This is a genomic window from Komagataeibacter diospyri, assembly GCF_006538165.1.
Classification (GTDB): domain Bacteria; phylum Pseudomonadota; class Alphaproteobacteria; order Acetobacterales; family Acetobacteraceae; genus Komagataeibacter; species Komagataeibacter diospyri.
The window spans coordinates 163,598-181,431 of sequence record NZ_BDLU01000037.1 but is presented as its reverse complement, the minus strand read 5'-3'; the positions used below and the strand labels follow the sequence as shown (position 1 = coordinate 181,431).

The 17,834-nt window shown below is 62.9% G+C and carries 16 protein-coding genes and 1 pseudogene; 6 read left to right on the top strand and 11 right to left on the bottom strand.

Annotated elements, in window-relative coordinates:
- A pseudogene (locus MSKU9_RS18075) lies at positions 1-117 on the top strand (IS5/IS1182 family transposase); the annotation flags it as partial.
- A gap of 181 nt (positions 118-298) precedes the next feature.
- On the opposite strand, the gene MSKU9_RS09395 reads toward MSKU9_RS18075, so the two are convergent.
- Together MSKU9_RS09395 and MSKU9_RS09390 are read right to left on the bottom strand one after the other, a co-directional pair.
- Positions 299-2,275, bottom strand: a complete 1,977-nt coding sequence (locus tag MSKU9_RS09395) for a lytic transglycosylase domain-containing protein (protein WP_141261181.1) — start codon at positions 2,273-2,275, stop codon at positions 299-301.
- A gap of 183 nt (positions 2,276-2,458) precedes the next feature.
- A complete protein-coding gene (locus MSKU9_RS09390; RefSeq protein ID WP_141261179.1) occupies positions 2,459-3,394 on the bottom strand; it encodes a uracil-DNA glycosylase in 936 nt (311 codons plus the stop codon).
- A 42-nt stretch (positions 3,395-3,436) separates the two neighbouring features.
- Here MSKU9_RS09390 and MSKU9_RS09385 point away from each other — a divergent pair, with 42 nt between their 5' ends.
- Together MSKU9_RS09385 and MSKU9_RS09380 are read left to right on the top strand one after the other, a co-directional pair.
- Positions 3,437-5,254, top strand: coding sequence for a tetratricopeptide repeat protein (locus MSKU9_RS09385; protein ID WP_141261214.1), 1,818 nt, complete (start codon positions 3,437-3,439; stop codon positions 5,252-5,254).
- Positions 5,254-6,180, top strand: coding sequence for a 4-(cytidine 5'-diphospho)-2-C-methyl-D-erythritol kinase (locus MSKU9_RS09380; protein WP_141261177.1), 927 nt, complete (start codon positions 5,254-5,256; stop codon positions 6,178-6,180). Before MSKU9_RS09385 ends, MSKU9_RS09380 begins: the two co-directional genes overlap by 1 nt.
- 92 nt (positions 6,181-6,272) lie before the next feature.
- Here MSKU9_RS09380 and MSKU9_RS09375 read toward each other — a convergent pair whose 3' ends face one another.
- The 6 genes from MSKU9_RS09375 to MSKU9_RS09350 all read right to left on the bottom strand — a co-directional run bounded on the left by MSKU9_RS09375 (position 6,273) and on the right by MSKU9_RS09350 (position 11,989).
- The gene (locus tag MSKU9_RS09375; protein WP_141261175.1) at positions 6,273-7,277 is read right to left on the bottom strand and encodes an SDR family oxidoreductase; all 1,005 of its coding nucleotides are present in this window, start codon (positions 7,275-7,277) and stop codon (positions 6,273-6,275) included.
- A gap of 146 nt (positions 7,278-7,423) precedes the next feature.
- Positions 7,424-8,002 carry a YqaA family protein gene (locus MSKU9_RS09370; RefSeq protein WP_141261173.1) on the bottom strand — a complete coding sequence of 193 codons (579 nt, stop codon included), beginning with the start codon at positions 8,000-8,002 and terminating at the stop codon, positions 7,424-7,426.
- Positions 8,003-8,041: 39 nt separating this feature from the next.
- Complete coding sequence (locus MSKU9_RS09365; protein WP_141261171.1) at positions 8,042-8,518, bottom strand: OsmC family protein; 477 nt, start codon at positions 8,516-8,518, stop codon at positions 8,042-8,044.
- 40 nt (positions 8,519-8,558) lie between these two features.
- Positions 8,559-10,154, bottom strand: a complete 1,596-nt coding sequence (locus MSKU9_RS09360) for an ATP-binding protein (RefSeq protein WP_141261169.1) — start codon at positions 10,152-10,154, stop codon at positions 8,559-8,561.
- Between the two features lie 10 nt (positions 10,155-10,164).
- Complete coding sequence (locus MSKU9_RS09355) at positions 10,165-10,884, bottom strand: response regulator (RefSeq protein ID WP_141261167.1); 720 nt, start codon at positions 10,882-10,884, stop codon at positions 10,165-10,167.
- 82 nt (positions 10,885-10,966) lie between these two features.
- Positions 10,967-11,989 (bottom strand): cysteine synthase A, encoded by a 1,023-nt coding sequence (locus MSKU9_RS09350; RefSeq protein ID WP_141261165.1) that lies wholly within the window; start codon positions 11,987-11,989, stop codon positions 10,967-10,969.
- 149 nt (positions 11,990-12,138) lie between these two features.
- Here MSKU9_RS09350 and MSKU9_RS09345 point away from each other — a divergent pair, with 149 nt between their 5' ends.
- On the top strand, positions 12,139-12,549 hold the full coding sequence (locus tag MSKU9_RS09345) for a rhodanese-like domain-containing protein (protein WP_141261164.1): 411 nt from the start codon (positions 12,139-12,141) through the stop codon (positions 12,547-12,549).
- 61 nt (positions 12,550-12,610) lie between these two features.
- On the opposite strand, the gene MSKU9_RS09340 is transcribed toward MSKU9_RS09345, so the two are convergent.
- From MSKU9_RS09340 to MSKU9_RS09330, 3 genes are all read right to left on the bottom strand, one after another.
- Positions 12,611-13,504 (bottom strand): DUF2272 domain-containing protein, encoded by an 894-nt coding sequence (locus MSKU9_RS09340; RefSeq protein ID WP_141261162.1) that lies wholly within the window; start codon positions 13,502-13,504, stop codon positions 12,611-12,613.
- Positions 13,505-14,081: 577 nt separating this feature from the next.
- Entirely contained in the window at positions 14,082-14,438 is a 357-nt protein-coding gene (locus MSKU9_RS09335) for a hypothetical protein (RefSeq protein ID WP_141261160.1), read from the bottom strand.
- Positions 14,439-14,504: 66 nt separating this feature from the next.
- Positions 14,505-16,271: a Na+/H+ antiporter gene (locus MSKU9_RS09330; protein WP_141261158.1), complete on the bottom strand. Its 1,767-nt coding sequence runs from the start codon at positions 16,269-16,271 to the stop codon at positions 14,505-14,507.
- 280 nt (positions 16,272-16,551) lie between these two features.
- Between MSKU9_RS09330 and MSKU9_RS09325 the strand changes: the two genes are divergently transcribed.
- Together MSKU9_RS09325 and MSKU9_RS09320 are read left to right on the top strand one after the other, a co-directional pair.
- Entirely contained in the window at positions 16,552-17,499 is a 948-nt protein-coding gene (locus MSKU9_RS09325; protein WP_141261156.1) for a DnaJ C-terminal domain-containing protein, read from the top strand.
- The gene (locus MSKU9_RS09320; protein WP_025439436.1) at positions 17,496-17,825 is read left to right on the top strand and encodes a chaperone modulator CbpM; all 330 of its coding nucleotides are present in this window, start codon (positions 17,496-17,498) and stop codon (positions 17,823-17,825) included. Before MSKU9_RS09325 ends, MSKU9_RS09320 begins: the two co-directional genes overlap by 4 nt.
- The last annotated feature ends 9 nt before the right edge of the window (positions 17,826-17,834 follow it).

Here is a 17,834-nt window from a genome sequence, read left to right as displayed (position 1 = left end):
GAGAACTTCTTCTGCAAGCTCAAGGAGTTCAAGCGCATCGCCATGCGCAGCGAAAAAACAGACAGATCATTCGAAGCCATGATCTATCTCGTTGGCGCAATCATCAATTCAAGATAATTCCCAACAGGCCCTGATAAAAGAAAAAAGTTTCTGGGTGCGGTCTTTTTTGAAAAGGTGGCGTTCTTTTAAGTTATTTGAAAAAAGCGCCACGCGGAGACGTCTTGCAGGCAGTCCAGCATAAAAAAGGGGCATCCCGTTGCCGGGGATGCCCCTTTTTTCAATGAATGTAATAGACCTGTTAGTGAATGGTGTGGCCGGCATGGCCTGTCATGGAGATTTCTGCATCGAAACCGGGCCATTCATTGCGCGCCAGTGTTTCCAGTGAAGGCGCTGCAATCCCCAGCCTGTCAGCATAGATCCACAGGAAGGTGAAGGCCCGTCGGACGTAATCACGTGTTTCGGCATTGGGTAGGCTTTCGATATACAGCAGCGGGTCTTCCCCTTCGTCCATCGTGGCGTTGTGGCGTGAAATGGCGGACGGTCCCGCATTGTAACTGGCCAGCATGCGGATCATGTCGCCACCCGGGGGTACGTGCTTCCCGCCACTCTGTGTGGACCGCTGGGCCAGGTACAGCACGTAGTTCTGCCCGATATCAAGGTTGGTCGCAGGGTCATGCAGGTCTGCGGGACGACGGATGAAACGGTCCTTGTCGTGCGTGATGAAGGAGGCCGTCACGGGCATAAGCTGCATGAGGCCACGCGCGCCAGCCCCGGAAACCACGGTGCTGTCAAAATTGGATTCCAGCCGTGTCAGCGCATAGACCAGTGCCGGGTCCATGCGGAAACCATGTGCGGGCTGCAGCGGCGGCAGGGGAAAGCGGGAGGCATAGGTGCTGTGCTCGCTTTCGTTCGTGTCGATCAGCATGAGCATCTGGGCCGACAGGTCCTTCATGTTCATGGCGTCGGCCACCATCTGGGTGGAATGGCACAGCGCGGCGTCGTTCTGGATATCGGGCCACATGCGGCGCAGGGTGGCTTCCGCCCGGTCTCGCTCGCCAACCTGCAGCAGGGCGAAGGCACGACGTCCTGCCGGTGTGGCGGCGACCGCCTCGATATCGATTTCACCCAGTACACGGTTGCCCGCGTGGATGGTCTGCTGTTCGGCCGCCAGTGTCATGGCGGCGTTCGGGCCGATGGTATTGGGTGTACGGGTGAATTTTGGGGCTGGCGTGCGCAGTCCAAGGATCTGTGACGCCAGCATGCCATAGAATGTATGCGGGGCTGCGGCCGCGCGGTGCAGCCACGGTTGGTAAGCCGCCACGTCACCCGTCGCCTGATGGGCGCGTGCGGCCCAGTAGGCGGCGCCGGCGCGGATGCTGCCCGGTGTCAGGCTGGCGCGCGACGCGGCTTCGAACAGGGGTTCGGCCACGTCGGGCCGTCCCTGACGCCATGCGGCCAGACCGGCCACATAGCCTGCAAGCCCCAGCCGTTGGCCGGAGCTTTCAAATGCGTTGCGTGCAATCGTCATGGCCAGCCGGTTTTCACCGCTGCTGAACATGGTCATGGCGATTTCCGCCTGAAGGTGCGCGGCATACAGGTCGTTCATGCCCGGCGTCACCGCAATCAGGTGCAGGGCGCTGCGTGCCCCCTTCACCCCCTGTGCGGCGCGATCGCGCACCGTATGGTCCAGCAGGCTGTTGCGGGTGAACACGCGCAGGGAGGGATCATCCTCCTCGGGCAGGTGGATATGCTGTGGCGGGTGGCTGCTGTCCAGCGCGTTATGGGCGGGCGCCGGGGGCAGGGGGCCACCCCGGTTGGGCATGGACGACAGCAGCGAATAGATCGCGGGCGAATCAGCCAGGCCGGAGAACGTGCGCAGCCACAGCCGCAGCTGTCCCGGGCTGGCGTGGTAGGCCGGGTTCAGGTAACGCGCGGCCAGGATGTCACCCAGCAGGGTATCATCGTGGATGGTGGCCGTTTCACGGATGGCGGCATCGAACTTGCCATCAGCCTGCAGCCGGAACACCCGGCGGATACGGCTTACGTCATCGGGCGTGAGGGGACGCGGCAGCCCGGCGCTGCCATGTGCGGGCAGGCGCGGAAGGGCAAGCGCCGTTTCCTCGTTATGGTCACCGTGGGGGGTAGGATCCTGATCCGCCCTGCCGGCTTCCACTGTTTGGGCACGAAGCGGCGCGAACGCTGCCCCTGCCAGAAATGCGGCGCCAGCCAGAAAGGCCGTCACCGCGTGATGGGGGGTATTGATTGTCCCTCGCATAGCGGAGCCGGATGTAAGCCCTGCGCGAATGGAAAGCAATAGATATCGTATTGAAGGGCGGTAAATAAGTTTTCAGAACAGATGCGGGAACTATATGTAAACAGTGAAAAACATATACTTGATGTGCAATGAATATCTGTTTTGTTCCAAGCTAATGGCCTGGAACGATTATGATAATACATTTTATGATCTTAAAGGAATATTGCCGATTTCTTCGCGGATCAGAAGCATATCTTTCCATGCGTCACGGCGGGCTGTGGCGCTGGCGCGCAACTGCAGTGGATGGCGCATGCACAACGCCTGCAGCATGGGCTGGGTTGCCCCCTTATCCGCACTTTCGGCAGGCAGGGGCAGGTCACGCCACCGGCCACGCATGCGTGCCGCCGTGGTGCGCTGGTCCAGCAGGACCGACACCGGCAGATTGCCCATAAGGACCACGCGCGCGGGGCGCGCCAGCACGATCGCGCGCTGGATGAAGGGCAGGCATATCCGCGCTTCGGCGGCGGAAGGCGGCCTGCCCCCTGGGGGCCGCCACGGAATGACCGGTGCGCGCAGCAGGCTGGCCTGTTCAATACCGATACTGGCGAACATGGTGCTGACCAGCGCCCCGCTTTCCCCCGCGAAGGGGTGGCCGCTGCGATCTTCATCCGCATCGGGGGCTTCGCCAATCAGCATGAGCGGGGCTTCTGCCGGCCCTTCGACAAATACGCTGTTGGTTGCGGTGTCACGCAGGCTGCATTCCCCGAAATCGCGGATGGCGGCGTGCAGTTCCGCCAGCGTGCGCGCGGCCTGTGCCGCCGCCCGCGCCGTTGTCACGGCCTGATCGATCAGGGTGGCGGACCCGCGTGGCGGGGGCGGCGTCGGGCGGTGTTTTTTATGTCCATTCCCCGCATCTGGCTGTATGGGGGGGGGCTGTGTCGGTCGGGAACGGTCGTCTATTGTGGGTGCGGATGCCAACCGGTCATGTGGGCAGGGGTCCAGTGCGTCATCGGCGCCCCATTCGACATACAGGCGCAACAGGGACAGGGAATCAGTCATCGGATGGATATATCCCGCACAGGCAACGCATGCACGCGCCGTCCTGCCCTCATGCGCAGGGTTTGGCAGCGGACGCCGCACGCGGTAGATTCTGGCGTCATGCTCTTACCTCGTCTGTCACGCATGGTCGTGGCCTCCCTTGTTGTACCGCTCATCGCCGGGATTCCCAACCGCGAAATACACGCAGCAACCCCGGATGAAGCCATCATCCACGCGGGACAGCAGGACCTGGCCACCAGCCTGCTTGTCGGCAGCGTTGCCTCCAGCGAGGGTGATAACGCCAGCGCGGCGCAGGCTTTTGGCAATGCTGCGCGGCTGGCCCCCGCATATCACCTGTTCAGCGAACGCGCGTTTTATTACAGCATCCTTGCGGGCCGCCCGGAGGCCGCAATCCTGGCGCGTACCCAGACACCCGGCGTGATGTCCGCGCTGGTGCTGGGAAATACCGCGGCCCTGGCGGGAAAATGGGATGAGGCGCTGACAAGCTACCAGGGTGCGCCTGCCGACCAGATCATGACCCTGCTGCGCCCGCTGCTGCGCGCATGGGCATTGCAGGGCGCGGGCCGGACGGATGAAGCGCTGGCCGCCCTTGATACCGCCCGGCAGGATCGTACGCTGGGGGGATATTACACCCTTCATGCCGCGCTGGTCGCCCAGCTGTCGGGCCAGAAGATGCGGGCTGATGCACTGTTCCGGCAGGCTGGCGGCATGACGGGCGGGGACCTGTTTACCTCGCTGGTCATGGCGCGGTGGCTGGTGACGCAGGGGCACGAGGCCGATGCGCAGTCGCTGGTCAATCAGCGTATCGCGGGCATGCCGGTGCTGGAAGCGGCGCGCGCCAACATCATGGCCATGATCCAGCGCCCGGTGGTGACCCATGCAACGCAGGGGCTGGCGCAGGCATACGGGCTGGTCGCCCTGCTGATCGATCAGCAGCTTTATACACATGACGGCCCGGATGATGATCACCAGCCGCCCGATATGGCGATGGAGATCGGCACCCTGCGCGGCACCGAGCAGATGATGCTGCGCATGGCGCTGATGCTGGACCCGGCGGATTCGGAAGCCCGGTTGCTGCTGTCCTCCATGCTGCATCTGCGCAAACAGGACCGGCAGGCGCGGGAGGCGCTGGATGGCGCGTCGGCGGACGACCCGTTGCTGCCGGTCTACCGTACCGAACAGGCCGACCTTGATGTCGTGATGGGGCATAAGGAACAGGCGGCGCAGGAACTGCGCGACCTGCTGCGGCAGTCCCCTGATGACCGCATGTTGTGGTCCAGCCTTGGTGATGCGCTGCTGGACCAGCAGAAATGGGCGGAAGCGCTGGATGCCTACCAGCATGCCGTGACCCTGACCCCCCACCAGCTGGAAGGTGATGACTGGCGGCTGCTGTTCGGTCAGGCCATAGCGCAGGAGCGGCAGAACCACTGGCCACAGGCGCGCGCGCTGCTGCTGCATGCCCTCCAGCTTTCGCCGAACGAGGCTGAACTGCTGAACTACCTCGGATATTCCATGGTTGAACATGGCGGAGATCCCGTTCAGGCGGAAACCTACCTGCGGCGTGCGCTGGCGCTGGCCCCGTCCGATAACCAGATCCGCGACAGCGTGGGCTGGGTGCTCATGCGGCTTGGCCACGTGGCCGAAGGCCTGCCGCTGCTGGAACAGTCTGCCGAGCAGATGCCACAGGACCCGGCCATCAATTACCACCTTGGCGTTGCGTACTGGATGGCGGGTCGCAGGCTGGAAGCGGTAAATGAATGGCAGAACGCCATCCAGTTCCAGCCCGATCCCATGGACCGGCGCAAGATCACGGCGGCCCTGACCTATGCCAAGGCATGGCAGGCCAATGCGGCCCGTCCCGGCATAGCACTTCCGGCTGATCTGCGGCCCGCGCTTTCTCCCGCATCTTCCCCTTCACAGGCAAATGGAACCCACCACTGATGTCCCCGCTACGCGAACTGGCCCATGCAAAGATCAACCTGTACCTGCATGTCACGGGACGGCGCGATGACGGCTATCACCTGCTGGACAGCCTTGCCGTGTTCGCAGGTGCGGCTGATGAACTGCGGCTGGAACAGGGGACTGGACGCGGGGGCAGGGTTGATCTGCGGATCGAGGGGACGTTCGCCCCGGGGTTGCAGGATGACTGCGCCGATAACCTGATCGTACGCGCGGGCGCGCTGCTGCGCGCGCATGTGGGGCCGGATGTGGCGTGTCATCTGCCGGATGTGGAGATCGTGCTGCGCAAGGAACTGCCCGTGGCATCTGGCATTGGCGGGGGGTCGGCTGATGCGGCGGCGGCGCTGCGGCTGTTGCTGAAGGCATGGGGCCTGTCCATCTCCCGTGCCGATCTCATGGTGCTGGCGACCCGTCTGGGAGCTGATGTACCGGTGTGCCTGGACCAGATACCTGCCCGCATGGAAGGAATCGGGGAAGAACTGACCCCGGCCCCCGGATTGCCCCCCTGTGGTATGATGCTGGTCAATTGCGGGCAGAGCGTGTCCACCCCGCAGGTCTTCAGGTCACGTGCGCCCGGCTTCACGCCGCGTGCCGGCCTGCCCGCGCAGTGGAAGACACTGGCGGACATGGTGCGTGATCTGTCCGCGCAGACCAATGACCTGCAGGATGCGGCCTGCGCCATCTGCCCTGAAATCGTGACCGTGCTGGACGCCCTGCGTGCGGCCCCTGGCTGTCGCCTTGCGCGGATGAGCGGGTCGGGCGCGACCTGTTTCGCCCTGTTTGACAGCCCGGAGGCAGCAAAGGCCGCCGAATCCGCGGTGCGTCAGAAAAAATGGTGGGTCTGGGCAGGTGATCTGTGCCGCACGGGGGCACGCCTGGAACCCTGCGCCGATTCGCTGCCTGCGTGATACTTACAATGACAGGTGAAATATCCTGCAAATCATAAAGGCTTTAAAGAATGCCGCCTTTTTGAAAAAAAGGCGGCGCCCAAAAACGTTTATTACTTTCCGGGTGTGCCCTGGCCCCGCCTGCGGCGCAGCGCCAGTAGCACAATACCCATAAGCCCCGTCACGGTGGCCAGTTGCGCATGGCGGCTGGTCAGCAGCAGGGGCATGCCCTTGCGGGTAATCATGTCAAAACGGCCATGGGCGGCATAGGCCCCCGGAACGGTTTCATACAGGTCATCAGGTTCGTTGCCCGCGACCGGTGTCTTTTCCATCTGCTTTGCATAGCCCCTGCCCGACAGCCAGCGGTCGGACAGGCCAGGCAGGAAGGTGGCCAGTGCCCAGTTGCGCACGCCCGACAGGCCAACCCAGATGTCACGTTCACGCCCGAAGGCGGCGCGGCAGATCGCCTCGGCGGCGATTTCGGGTTCGTATACCGGACCCATCGGTTTCAGGCGCTTGCCGGTATGGTTGCGCGTCCATGAAAAGCGCGGCGTGTTGATGGAGGGCAGATGGACCAGCGCGATATGGATACGGTCGCCATCATGCAGGATTTCGGGGCGGATGCTTTCGGAAAAAGCGCGCACGGCGGCCCGTGCACCGTTTTCCACGGCTTGCAGCGGTGGCGGACGCAGGCTGGCCAGACGGTCAAGGTTGACGATCGTGCCATGTCCGCGCCTGCGCATCCGCGCCAGTGCGGACCGGGTGCCGTTGACGGTGCCAAGATAGGTCACTTCGGTCGCGCGCCGGATTTCATCGGCATCAAGGGCCGCGACCTGTCCGGTCACGCTGGCGCCGGCACAGTTGATCCACAGGGTGATGGCGCCCAGTGTTTCCTCGATTTCCTCGGCAGCCTGCTCGACAGCCTTCGCGTTGGCCACATCGACGCAGACGATATGGGTGCGCACATTGAGTTCACGCAGTTCGGCCGCCGCATCATTCAGCCGGTCACGGTTACGGCCCAGCAGGGCGACATCGCACCCCGCGCGACCCAGCGTGCGTGCTGTGGCGCGGCCGATGCCTGCGCCCGCTCCGGTAATGACGGCAACCTGCTGCGGCATGAATATGCTCCCCACCCGTTGGAATATAGGCCCGCGCGGCTGGTGCTGGCGGCGCGGGGACAAAAATCACGATAAATCCGTCATATCACGCTCCGTCAGGCCCGAACACCGCCATGCGGGTGGAAGGAGTGACGACAGGTCGCGCGTCAGATGTATTTCATCGCCACGATACCACCCACCAGCGCCAGCGCGAATATCCCTGCCACCAGCGGCAGGCGGCGTTCGATGAAGGCCTGTATCGGTGCGCCAAACCGACGCAGCAGGGCTGCCAGCAGGAAGAACCGGGCCCCACGCGTCACCGCGCAGGCCAGCAGGAATGGGGCAAGGGAAAGATGGGCCGCCCCGCTGGCGATGGTGACGAATTTGAACGGGATGGGGGTTAGCCCCTTGATTAGGATGATCCACACCCCCCATTCGCGGAAGCGTTCCTGCAGGGTAAGCAATGTGTTCTGTGCATGATAGAAACGCACAATGGGCATCGCGAGGTATTCCAGCAGGAACGTCCCGATGACCCACCCCAGCATGGCCCCGCATACGCTGGCGGCCGTACAGATGGCTGCAAGGCGGAAGGCGCGCGCCCGGCAGGCCAGCACCATTGGCACCAGCATGATATCGGGCGGCAGCGGAAAGACGCTGGCCTCGGCAAAGGCAATGACAGCCAGCCATATGACGGCATGTCGGCTGGCGGCCAGGGCGATGATGCGGGCATACAGGCGATCAAGCATTATCGGGCAATGCCATTCCACCCGGTCTGCGGCAAGGACTTATTGCGCGCTGGTGACGCGGGGCTCACACAATACCGGGAAACTGACCGAACGTGCGATGCAGCTGCGCATGGCGGCGTCCTGATGCAGGTCGATCACGGACTGTATTTCATGTGGGGTGGACAGGGCGGCGTGGGGGCGCAGGATAACCTGCGTAATGGAAAAGGAACCGTCCTCATATTCATCCAGCATGGCTTCGGCATGGTCGGCATAGGAAAGGATGCCGATTCCCATGGCGGTGCACAGGTGGATGAACCATAGCTGATGGTCGGCGCATAAGGCCCCCAGCAGCAGTTTTTCGGGATTCCACTTCTGGGGGTCCCCACGGAAGGCGGGGGAGGCGGAGCCGTCAATGACCGGTCGCCCCGTGCAGTGCAGTTCGTAATCACGATGATGGGCCTGCCGGGAAGCCCCGTCATTTCCGCCGTTTCCGGTCCATAGAAGCGAGACCTGATAGCGGTGTGTTCTGTCCGGCATTGAACGTTATATCCTGAATTGTCCATACGGGAATCGGACCTTAGCAGACAAGTGTGACTGTCACACGCAATCCGTGTGGCTGCCGGTTGCCAAGGCGGATGTCACCACCCAGCCCCCATATGATATTGCGCGAAATCGACAGCCCAAGTCCCGTTCCGCCCGTTTCGCGGTTACGGCTCTGTTCGGCGCGGACAAAGGGGTCGAACATGCGTTCAAGGTCTTCGGTCGGCAGGCCGGGGCCTTCATCCTCGATCAGGATGGTGACCTTGTATTCCTCGGCATCCTCTCCGTTCCCCTTGTGGGGATGCAGCAGGGTTATCCTGGCCCCCCCGCCATATTTCACCGCATTGGTCACCAGGTTGTTCAGCGCGCGCTTGAGCGCCATGGGTCGCGCGCGCACCAGCACATCGGGCATGTTTTCCGACACGAACATGATTTTGTCCGCGGCGTCGATATGGGTTTCGGCAGCTTCATCCGCGATGGTCTGCAGCATGGCGGTCAGGTTAATCTGACCCATCGGTTCGCGTTGCGAGGCATCGCGACCAAAGGCCAGGGTGGCGGCAACCATGGCTTCAAGCTCATCAAGGTCATTGAGCATCTTGGTGCGCATTTCATCGTCTTCAACGAATTCGGCGCGCAGCTTCAATCGCGTGATGGGCGTGCGCAGGTCATGGCCGATCGCGGTCAGCATGAGCGTGCGGTCCATAAGATAGCGGCGGATGCGGTGGGCCATGGTGTTGAAGGCATGGGCGGCACGGGCGACTTCGCGCGGGCCGTTTTCTGGCATGGGGGGAGCATTCATGTTGCGCCCCAGTTCCTCGGCTGCGGCAGCCAGCGTGCTGACCGGCGCGATCAGCCGGCGCACGCCCCACAGGATCAGCAGCCCGCCAGTGAATGTCATGATGAGAAAAGCGATGGGAAAGGTGGGAGAACGGAACGGGCTGGGCTGGGGCAGGATGTAATGGATGGTGACCCAGCGCCGCTCGTCAGGCAGCAGGAAGGCCACGGCCCGCCTGCGTCCCGATGTGGGGGAGATCAGAACCTGCTCGGGTCGCATGGAGGGGGGCAGGGGGCCCATGCCCCCGTCATTTTCAGGTCCGAAACCATGGGACCCTCCCGGTCCGTGCGGGCCACCGCCCGTCCCGTCGGGGCCATCCCTGTGGTCATGCTGCCCACCGGTCCATGGGCCGAAGAAGGGGACGGCGCCCATGTCATCGGGCCTGTGGCCGTTCCATTCACCGGCACGGCCCGGCGGACGCGGGAGGGCGCGGGCGTTGATCATGTCCGGCTCGGGACCGGGGGTCAGGGTAATGTGCACGTTTTCGGGGAGTGGCAGGGCGGCAAGTTCCCTGTCACGGTCCGATGGGGCGGTTTCCACGATCGCGCGGTAATAGCTGAACATCTTGCTGCGTGTGCGTTCGTAGATCATGCGCTGGTCAAAATCGAACCGGTCCATCGCATGGATGGTCAGGCCGATGATCTGGATGACTCCCAGCCCGCCAATCAGCAGCAGGGTGGTCCGCGCCGCCAGTGACTGTGGCAGCAGCCGCCTGCGCAGCTTCTGCCCCCAGCCGGGTGCGGTATTTTCATCGGGAACGGGGGCGGACAGGAAGGACTGCCGGTGGGAATGGGGCATTGCGGGCGGTTCAGTGACGCTCGACTTCCGCTGCAAGGACATAGCCACCCCCGCGTACTGTCTTGATAAGCTGCGCGTTACGCCCGTTATCTTCCAGCTTGCGGCGCAGGCGGCTTATGGCCACGTCGATCGCCCGGTCAAACGGGCCGGCCTGCCGACCGCGCAGCAGGTCAAACAGCATGTCGCGGGTCATGACGCGGTTGGCCCGTTCCAGCAGGGCCAGAAGCAGGTCGTATTCCCCGCCCGTCAACGGCACTTCCACCCCTTCGGGGTTGAGTAGCCGACGCCGCCCGGTATCCAGTTCCCACCCGGCAAAGCGCAGCGTATGCAGCACCGGCACGCTGCGGGGGTCGGGGATGTCGGATGCGCGGCGCAGCACGGCGCGGATACGGGCCAGCAGTTCACGTGGGTTGAAGGGCTTGGGCACGTAATCATCGGCACCCAGTTCCAGACCGATGATCCGGTCGGTATCATCGCCCATGGCGGTCAGCATGACGATGGGCACATTCGCCTGCGTGCGCAGCCAGCGCGAGATGTCCAGCCCGCTTTCACCCGGCAGCATGAGGTCGAGGATCACCAGCTGGTAATGCCCTTCGGACCAGCGGCGGCGTGCTTCGTGGCCATCACGCGCGGTGGTGACGCGCAGTTCGTTGCGTTCGAGGAAGCGTGCCAGCAGGTCACGGATCTCGCGGTCATCATCAATGATCAGGATATGCGGCAGCGGGCTCATGTCACGATCCTACATCACAAAAAGGGCGGGAACATCAGATGTTTCAATCCGTAGCAATTCCCGTCCCATCAGGTGAGAACCCTCAGGCCAGCCAGCTGGGAACCGGCAGGTCCTTGGCGCGCAGGAATTCGGGATTGAACAGCTTGGACTGGTAACGCGCGCCCCCGTCACACAGGATGGTGACGATGCGGTGCCCCGGCCCCATGGCGCGGGCGACACGGATGGCAGCAGCGATGTTGATGCCCGCCGAGCCGCCGACCGACAGCCCTTCATGGATCAGCAGGTCATAGATCTGTTCCAGCGCTTCCGGGTCGGGAATGCGCACGGCGTCATCAAAATGCAGGCCCTCAAGGTTGCCCGTTACCCGCGACTGGCCGATGCCTTCGGTCACGGATGACCCGCTGACCGACAGGTCGCCTGACCTGACCCAGCCATACAGGCCCGACCCCTCCGGATCCGCCAGCACGACGCGCGGCCGTGCGACACCGGCCTTTTTCGCGCAGTCCTCCAGCCCCAGCGTAACGCCGGCCAGCGTGCCGCCTGTCCCGCACGAGCAGGTAAAGGCATCGATCCTGCCATCCAGCTGGTCCCAGATTTCGGGGGCCGTGGTGTGGCGGTGGCCTTCACGGTTGGCGGTATTGTCAAACTGGTTGGCCCAGACGCCGCCAGTCTCCTCCGCCAGGCGGCGCGAGACATGGACGTAGTTGCCCGGATCGCGGAACGGCTTGGCCGGGACCAGGCGCAGGTCGGCACCGATCATGCTCAGGAAGTCGATTTTCTCCCGGCTCTGTGTCTCGGGCATCACGATGACCGAACGGTAGCCACGCGCGTTGGCCACCAGCGTCAGCCCGATGCCGGTATTGCCCGCCGTCCCTTCGACAATCGTGCCGCCGGGCTTGAGCGTGCCACGGCGTTCGGCATCGTTGATGATGGCAAGGGCCGCGCGGTCCTTGACCGAGCCGCCGGGATTCATGAATTCCGCCTTGCCGTAGATATCGCAGCCCGTTGCCTCCGATGCCCGTCGCAGGCGGATCAGGGGCGTATTGCCGATGGCAGCCGGCATGTCCGGTGAGAGGGATGAGGCGGGATTTGCACTTTCGGCCATAAGGCAGCACCTTCACTGGTCTGGATCATATCATGCGGCACGGCGGCCAGACATGGCGGCCATGCCGGGCGTGTTGCATTCTTTACTATCAGGAATGCGTGCGGCTTGGCATATCCCTAAACAGGTTTTCCCGATGAAAGGAAACAGCGATGATTGATGATATTTCCCCCGCCGCCACGTGGGAGGCCGTGCGTGGCCGCCCCAACGCCTGGCTTGTCGATGTGCGCACCCCCATGGAATGGGAGCATATCGGCGTGCCCGACCTGTCGGGTGCGGGCAAGGTGCTGGTGCGTGACAGCTGGCAGCTGCCGCCTGCAGGGCAGGTCAACCCGGATTTCATCACCACGCTGGAAAAGGCGGGGATCGGCAGGACGGACGAGGTCTATTTCATCTGCCGTTCCGGCGCGCGCAGCATGGCGGCCGCCCACGCGGCGTATGATGCGGGCTATCACAATGTACACAACGTGGCCGACGGGTTTGAAGGGCCTGAGGATGCAACCGGCAGCCGTGGCCGCCTTGCCGGCTGGCAGGCATCCGAACTGCCGTGGTCACGCGGCTGACTGACATGGCCGTTACAGCCAGATCCGGCCCGGCGGGCATGAACCTTGCCGGGTGCGGTGGCTACTGGTCCGTCTGCGGTTCGCTATCGGCATCGTAGCGGACCTGCAGCACGACGCACCAGGGGTAGCGCGGATCGAGGCTTTTGCCACTGTGGTCGGCCAGTCGCCCATCACGGCCCACCGGCACATGGGTCAAAGCGACCGCGTCGTCTATGTTGCCACCGATAATGCTGATTTCATGGCCGAAGGGCGCATCATCATGCGGGCCTGCCACCACGATGCCGCAATGGGCAGGAAAGCCCTGTTTCGTGGGCAGGTCACGAAAACGCACCGACTTGCTGGCCCCCCGCCCCACACAGATCAGATCCCCCAGCTTTGGCGCATAGCGGGCGGGGCTGCGTGCCTTCACGCCCTTTTCCTGCCCGCTTGCGGCTGCGTTGATGTAAGTGGCGTGGTTGGGGGAATAGGCAAAACGGTCGTTCGCTCCCGCCACCCGCATGACATAGGAAATGAATGCCGCCGACCAGGCAAAGCGGCCATCATGCACGAAATCGGTTATGTGGCCGTCCGCATCATGCTTGCCGTCCCACGCGATCTCGGTTTCCTGCGGGTCCTGACCGATCCACCAGTATTCGCCCACGCGCTGCCACAGACCGGGCGTGCGTTCGGGCTTGACCACCGGCGTGGTTGGTTCAGGGCGCAGCAGGGGGTCGTCATCACTGACCGGTTCGCCAAACAGCCGCCATTCGCGCAGGGCAATGGCCACCACGTCCTGCCGGGTAAAGGGTTCGTAATTGCGGGTGGCGAAATCCGGCACATGGGTATTGACCGCCATCGGCCCCGCCCCGGTTGCGTATTGCGCGACCGGCGTGGTCGCCCGCCGGGCATGGTCGTCCGGCCCATGGGCACAGGCGGCAAGGCAGGCCAGGAACAGGAGGGGGGCTAACTTGCGCAAAATCGGCACTCCATTGCAGGCGGCGTGCTCATTCCATACGGGGTGGACCGCGCTGGTGGAAGGGGGGGCGGCGCTGTATGGATGAAAATGCATCCTGCATCCGGCCCCATGGGGAAGGTGGCTATTGCATGTGGCGCAGGTATATTTTGACATGCGCCTGTATTGTCAGGATGACGTCAGGCGGTGCGGTCAATATCCGGCCCGCTTCAGCGGGCACGGTTTCGGTGCAGGAATAATGATCACCGGTAACCTGCGGTCATACTGTTATGTCAGTTCAGATATAGGCATATCGCGGCGGTGTTCGGCATCAAAGGCGATGGGGATTATGGGAAAGGTATTCCGATGCCTGACCACAGATCAATGGCAGGATAGGGACGCCTGCAGGCTCGGGGTTGCGCATGCGCGATATCAGTCACGCAACATGATGCGCATGACCCGACCGGCATGATGCGAACGGACCGGCGGCGGTCGTTACAGGCTGGACGGGAAGGGGGTAATCCCCGCAGGTCCGATGGCCGCCGGGATCATCCCGTCAATCCCCGGTCATGCCCGGCACATGATTCAGGTGCCGATCCGGTCAGTCGTCAAACCGGTCGCCCGTGTTTGTAGCATAATGGGTACGCCATGCGCCTTCAGACACCATGCATTCCGAGTAAAAATGGACATGGTTGCCACCAGCCTTGGCGGTGGCGTTGCCTGTCGCCCCTTTTGAAATGACACCCATCGAGGCTTTCGTCTCACATTTCTGTTCGGCTGCGATGTAGCGGGGGTCATGTTCATCCATGGCGGCAATGTAGCCTCTGACCTGGCCATAAGGTGAATTCGCATGGACATGGCGCTGGGGCATGCTGAAATGGTGCGAACGGGCCTGGGCACCGGATGTGAGGATCGTGGCAAGGCATAGCCCCGCAAACAGGATGCGGAGGGAGGGCATGGCAGGCTTCTCCTGAAATGGTCATGCGCGGGTGTGTCGTGGGTATAGGGATGCGGACCGGCCGTGTCAGTGGGTCACAGCTCCGGCCATGCGTTCACTGGTGGGCTGTATTGCGGTTTCATGTCCGGCATGGGGCAGGCTGTCAGGGCGGGGCAGGGAGCGCGCCTCGATCTGCAGTTCCTGTTCAATGAAATCAAGTTCCTGATTGATGGTCCATTCGGTTTCATCATTGATGTGCTTCTGGATCACGCGCATGTGCAGGCGTTCGCGCATGTGCCGGATGATACGGAAGCGCAGCGCCAGTTCGGCGCGCTTTTCCCGTATGGCGGTCGCGCGGATGCTGGCTTCTGCAGCACGGGAATTATCCAGCCGGTGCACGGTGTCCTGATATTCATGCAGCAGGCGGCCAATGGCTTCCTGTTTCAGGTCCACCGATTCCTCATGGCCGGGCAGGTCTTCGATTTCCTGCTGCGCCAGCGCCGCCTGTTCGGCATGCAGGGTCTGGATGGCGGTCTGCGCCAGTTCGATGCGCATCATGTCCAGTTCGTGCAGGGTGGGGTCTTCCTCATCCGTACTCATGCCATGCAGCAGCGACGGGATGGCGAGGCTGGCCAGCAGGAGCGAGCAGATGATGACGCCCGCCGCCAGCGTGACCAGCAGATCACGTCCCGGAAAGCCCGGCCCGGACAGGGACGCCACCGGGAGTGACAGCACGGCTGCCAGCGTAATGGCTCCGCGCGTGCCCGCCACCGTCATCAGCAGCACCGTGCGTATGGATGGAATGACGGTCTTGCGGTGGCGGAAATGGGCGAAAAGTCGTCGTGCGGAAATGGAAATCCAGATCCATGCGAAGCGGATCAGGCTCATCATGAGCTGGATCCCGATGATGGCCAGGATCAGGAACCATGGCGAAACACCGCCCGCGCGTGCGATCGCGGCGCCGCCGTTCACCAGGTCGGGCAGCTGAAGTCCCAGCAGCAGGAAGATCACGGCATTGAAGGTGAAGTTCACCATGTCCCACACCGTGGTGGCCTTCAGGCGCGTCTCGGTCCGGGCTTCGTTCATCACGCCGGTAAACTTGACGGTCATGCCCCCCGCCACGGCGGCAAGGATGCCTGAACACTGCAGCGCGTCGGCAATCAGGTAGATGCCGAACGGCAGCATCATGGCCAGCGTGATATGGGTGGGCGGGTCGTCATACCCGCGCACCAGCAGCATGTGTTCCGCCCGGCAGGCGGCCCATGCGCAGGCAATGCCGATCACCACGCCGCCGGTGGACATGAAGATGAAGCTGCCCAGCGCCTGCTGGAAGGAAAACAGCCCCGTCATGGCTGCCGCCACCGCGAACTTGAAGCACACCAGCCCCGATGCGTCGTTCAGCAGCGCTTCTCCATGCAGGATATGCACCACGCGCGCGGGTGCGCGGCCACCTTCGATCATGCTGCCGACCGATACCGCGTCGGTGGGGGACATGACGGCGGCGAGTGCAAAGGCCGCAGGCAGCAGGATGGGGGGGATCAGCCAGTGGATGAAGTAACCACAGACCAGCGTGGTAAAGACCACCAGTCCCAGCGCCATCATGATGATGATGTTCCGCAGTTCGCCAAATTCGCGCATCGGCATGCGGTAGGCATCAGCATAGAGCAGCGGCGGGATGAACAGCAGCAGGAACATGTCGGGATCGAAGCCGATATTCAGCCCCGCCAGGGCGGCGATCGCCCCAACCCCGATCTGGATCAGCGGCAGGGGCACGGGAATGCGCCCCACGCGTGAAATCAGGCTGCTGATCCCGGTGACGGTCAGTAATGCAAGGGTGATGAAAACGGCATGCATCTGCAGGGATCTTTTTTATATTTCTATTGTTGTTGGGGAATACTTCATTTTTCATTTAATTAAAAATACAAAAAATGTTATTTCGAAGTCTCTGTTTTGTTATTTTCTTCTGCCTGCCATGCAGGAAATAAAGATTTCCCCCTGCTTTCATTGACCCGGTCCGCCCCAATTCCCATTATCGGGGTAAGAGGGGCCGCAAGGTCGTATTCATGGTGTTCGGGACGATAACGGGCGTGGCACAGGCCGGGCTGGCATGTTCCGACGGAGGGATGATTTTTAAGTGAGCAAGGATCCATACGAAGTACTCGGCGTCGCCCGCACGGCAAGTCAGGATGATATCCGCAAGGCCTATCGCAAGCTGGCCAAGAAATATCATCCCGACCTCAACCCCGGTGACAAGGTGGCGGAGGAGAACTTCAAGGCCGTTGGCGCGGCCAATGCCCTGCTGTCGGATGAGGAACAGCGCGCCCGCTTCGACCGTGGCGAAATCGACGCCGCAGGACAGGAAAAGGGCTTCGGTTTCGGTGGCGGGCGTGGCGGCTACCGTGACCATGCCGAAGGGGCGCAGGGTTTCAATTACGGCGGCGGCCAGTTTTCGGAAGATGATCTGGGCGATATTTTCGGCACCATGTTCGGTCAGGGCGGCGGGGCCGGCTTTGGCGGGGGATTCCGCCGCAGGCCGCAGGGGCCTCAGCCGGGGGGCGACCGGCAGTACGCACTGACCGTAAGCTTCCTTGATTCCGTCAATGGCGGCACTTCGCGCATTACCCTGCCCGGCGGCGCGCAGCTGGATGTGAAGATTCCCGCTGGCATTACCGACGGCCAGGTCATGCGCCTGCGTGGCAAGGGGGACCCGGGCATACAGGGCGGCCCCGCGGGTGATGCGCTGATTACCATCACCGTCGCCCCGGACAGTACCTACACGCGTGATGGCAATGACATCCGCATGTCGCTGCCGGTGGACCTGAAAACGGCGGTGCTCGGCGGCAGCATCACCATTCCCACGCCTGCGGGCTCGGTAAAGATGAATGTCCCGCCCCATTCCGACAGTGGCAGCGTGCTGCGCCTGCGCGGACGCGGGGTCAAGGCGCATGGCAAGCAGGAAGCAGGCAACCTGTATGTCAAGCTGGTCGTGACCATAGGCAAGGTGGACCCTGCCCTTGAGGCCTTCCTGAAAGGCACGACGACGGACGAGGCGAAGGAGCAGGGGAAGGACAAGAAGGCATGATCACGCTCGAAACCCTGTGCGTGCGTATCGGCAACGTGCCAGCGGACGAGGTGCAGGGCTGGATCGACAGCGACTGGCTGCGTCCCGAAGGGGTGCGCGGGCATTACCTGTTCCGCGAGATTGACGAGGCCCGCGCCCGCCTGATCCTTGAACTGCGCGATGACATGGGCATCAACGCGGAAGGGATGCCCGTCGTCCTGTCCCTGCTGGATCAGCTTTATGCTGCCCGGCGGCAGATGCGCCGCCTGCGTGAGGCCATCAGCGTCCCGCGTGAAAACGAACTGCGCAGCCGGGTACGCGCCCTGCTTGCCAGCATGCAGGACTGACTGATCGTA

Bases quoted from the DNA above. Each gene is read 5' to 3' on its own strand.
- MSKU9_RS09395 (WP_141261181.1), bottom strand. From the start codon at position 2,275: ATGCGAGGGACAATCAATACCCCCCATCACGCGGTGACGGCCTTTCTG.
- MSKU9_RS09385 (WP_141261214.1), top strand. From the start codon at position 3,437: ATGGTCGTGGCCTCCCTTGTTGTACCGCTCATCGCCGGGATTCCCAAC.
- MSKU9_RS09380 (WP_141261177.1), top strand. From the start codon at position 5,254: ATGTCCCCGCTACGCGAACTGGCCCATGCAAAGATCAACCTGTACCTG.
- MSKU9_RS09375 (WP_141261175.1), bottom strand. From the start codon at position 7,277: ATGCCGCAGCAGGTTGCCGTCATTACCGGAGCGGGCGCAGGCATCGGC.
- MSKU9_RS09370 (WP_141261173.1), bottom strand. From the start codon at position 8,002: ATGCTTGATCGCCTGTATGCCCGCATCATCGCCCTGGCCGCCAGCCGA.
- MSKU9_RS09365 (WP_141261171.1), bottom strand. From the start codon at position 8,518: ATGCCGGACAGAACACACCGCTATCAGGTCTCGCTTCTATGGACCGGA.
- MSKU9_RS09360 (WP_141261169.1), bottom strand. From the start codon at position 10,154: ATGCCCCATTCCCACCGGCAGTCCTTCCTGTCCGCCCCCGTTCCCGAT.
- MSKU9_RS09355 (WP_141261167.1), bottom strand. From the start codon at position 10,884: ATGAGCCCGCTGCCGCATATCCTGATCATTGATGATGACCGCGAGATC.
- MSKU9_RS09350 (WP_141261165.1), bottom strand. From the start codon at position 11,989: ATGGCCGAAAGTGCAAATCCCGCCTCATCCCTCTCACCGGACATGCCG.
- MSKU9_RS09345 (WP_141261164.1), top strand. From the start codon at position 12,139: ATGATTGATGATATTTCCCCCGCCGCCACGTGGGAGGCCGTGCGTGGC.
- MSKU9_RS09335 (WP_141261160.1), bottom strand. From the start codon at position 14,438: ATGCCCTCCCTCCGCATCCTGTTTGCGGGGCTATGCCTTGCCACGATC.
- MSKU9_RS09330 (WP_141261158.1), bottom strand. From the start codon at position 16,271: ATGCATGCCGTTTTCATCACCCTTGCATTACTGACCGTCACCGGGATC.
- MSKU9_RS09320 (WP_025439436.1), top strand. From the start codon at position 17,496: ATGATCACGCTCGAAACCCTGTGCGTGCGTATCGGCAACGTGCCAGCG.